Consider the following 2,391-nt stretch of genomic DNA (forward strand, 5'->3'; position numbering starts at 1 on the left):
CTCCGTTTGCGGAGCATTCCGTCAGGAAACGAGCTTTTTCAGTATTATTATCAAAAGCAACTTTGAGATTACGTTTCAGAGTCATTTTCAAATATTCACTCGGTTCAACTAACTCGATATTAGGAAACAAATTAACCATATTAATATTAAGGTCAAAAGTAGTTTGAGTTTGACTAATAGTTTTAAAATCACTGTAAGCCATTTTTACATAATCCTTACAATATTGAATTTTAGCAATAAACCAGATTTGATATGAGATAGATAGTTTATTATTAACTTTTGCTATTAGCTATTATGTAAGCATTCAGCTATTAGCAGTCAGCAGTCAGCAACAAGACTCTCTCCTAGAGAAAAGTGTTTAAATTAATGTAGACTTTAAAGGCAAGAAAGCTAACTTTTTTAGTAAGAGAATTAACAAAGCTTTTATCATCAATTAAAAGCAATAGCTGATAACGCAGTTCCAACCATAGGAGGCTGGCTGACTGCTGAATGCTTACGCTATTATAGATAAACAATCCTTTTTGGGAGCATAAATTGATGTATTTTATTTAATTCTTGTTCCTTATCGAGGACTATCCCCATTCTTTTTTCCTTTTTCCTTCTTAAAATTTTATCTATTGAGGTTATTTTTTTCTTCTAGTACTTGAAGTTCTTTTTCTAGGAAAAAGTTGAGAAAAGTTCTAATTCCAGCAATTGCTGCTAACCTGCCAATATCATTCCAATTTGGAGATATTGCAGTTGCTACTATATCAGCAGCTAACAGAAATTCTAAAGCTAGAACTAGGGAGATACCTAATTCAAGTCTGATTGTTCCATCTTGTGCAAAAAGCTTATTATTTTTCCGTCTTTTCCACATTTGTGCTAGTGCTTTTAGCACTGCAAAAGCAATAATAAAAACAGCAATTGCTTCAATAAAAATCTTCATAATAAGCACAAATTCATCTAAAAAATTCTCAGCTAATTCTATTAAATTTATAGCTAGAGTCAGGGAATAGGGAATAGGAAATAGGGAATAGGGAGATAAAATTATTGATTTCATATTTTAAGAGGAAAAAAGAAATAATATTTCCTTATATTCAATTCCGTAACGGTTTTAACCAGAGGTAATTATCAATTATCCATTATCAATTATCAATTAATGAAAGTACCGACAGTACCAAAAAAATACTGAAATTATCAATACTATTCTCCAATATTTCATAAGCATTCCTCCTTTCTTCCCTACTGACTCCTGACTCCTGACTCCTGACTCCTAAATAATTAAGATTAATATCATACACGCGCTTCAGCAATGCCTAAAACCCAATATCATCCAGAGCAACCTGAGCTGCTTCATATAACTCTTCATCAGACACATATCGCCAGTCTGTATCTCCAATTTCCTGATAAAAAGTCTGGTCATAAGCACGAGTTTGAATAACCACTGGCATCGGTACCGCATGACCTAATACCAAAGCTTGTTGTTTAGAATCCAACTTTGCCAATACAGACCGTAAACTATGACCGCCAGAAACTCCTGTAAAAATAGAATCTATATCCTTATCATCATTTAATAGAGCTGTAATTCTTGTACCAATTTGAGACATAACTTCCGCATCTATCCCGGAAGGTCGCTGGTCTACTACCAATAAAGTCACAAAATATTTCCGCATTTCTCTAGCGATTGTTCCAAAAATAGTTGAACGTACTATGGCAGGGTCGAGAAAACGGTGAGCTTCCTCAATAGTTATGACTAATGGTTGAGGGCGATCGCTCGGATTTTTAGAACTCAAAAATTTATCAGCTTTCCGCACATAACTATTATGAATTCTGCGAGTAATCATATTAGCAGCTAACATATAAGAGAGCATATTTGACTGGGAACCAAATTCAATAATAACGTGCTTTCCTGCGTCTAAAGATTCTAAAATTTCCTCTATATAATTGTTAGTATTTTTTGTCTGCATATATTTCAGATTATCCAGTCGCAATAACTTTCTTTGTAAAGACATTATTGAACCTTTGTGACCCCTTTTCTCATCACAAAATGTTTGGATATCTTCATTAGTCATTTCCAGTAATTGAGCAATCCAAGATTTACCAAATTCACTTCTGAGAATATTTGCACTATCAATACTTGCCTCAGATAAATTTAATTCCCGTTGCACCAACCCAATATCTTCTACCTCAATTTGGTTATAACTTAAATACAATTCTCGTGCATCTCGCACCCCTCTACGTTTAGTCGCTTCTGGGTCGAGAGTCCAAAGTTCGACTCGTTCTGGAAACAATTGTTTTAAACCTTTTACCGTATTAACTTGTTTTCCTTCCGCCATTGCTTCCCAACCATATTCAGAGTGCATATCAAAAATTAAATTTACAGCAGCTCCTTTACGAATTATCCCAGATAAA

Annotated in this window: 3 protein-coding genes and 1 pseudogene; all 4 read right to left on the minus strand. The window is 34.0% G+C overall.

The window, feature by feature from the left end; all coding sequences use genetic code 11:
• Positions 1-202: pseudogene (locus tag F6K27_RS32915) on the minus strand (hypothetical protein); the annotation flags it as partial.
• A gap of 408 nt (positions 203-610) precedes the next feature.
• The gene (locus tag F6K27_RS32920) at positions 611-1,039 is read right to left on the minus strand and encodes a DUF1622 domain-containing protein (RefSeq protein WP_287279771.1); all 429 of its coding nucleotides are present in this window, start codon (positions 1,037-1,039) and stop codon (positions 611-613) included.
• Between the two features lie 85 nt (positions 1,040-1,124).
• Positions 1,125-1,292 carry a hypothetical protein gene (locus F6K27_RS32925; protein WP_287279773.1) on the minus strand — a complete coding sequence of 56 codons (168 nt, stop codon included), beginning with the start codon at positions 1,290-1,292 and terminating at the stop codon, positions 1,125-1,127.
• Between the two features lie 3 nt (positions 1,293-1,295).
• Positions 1,296-2,391 (minus strand): ATP-binding protein (locus tag F6K27_RS32930; protein WP_287300970.1); only part of this gene is annotated, 1,096 nt, incomplete at its 5' end.

This window comes from Okeania sp. SIO2F5, from assembly GCF_010692685.1.
Lineage (GTDB): Bacteria > Cyanobacteriota > Cyanobacteriia > Cyanobacteriales > Microcoleaceae > Okeania > Okeania hirsuta.

Bases quoted from the DNA above. Each gene is read 5' to 3' on its own strand.
- F6K27_RS32920 (WP_287279771.1), bottom strand. From the start codon at position 1,039: ATGAAATCAATAATTTTATCTCCCTATTCCCTATTTCCTATTCCCTAT.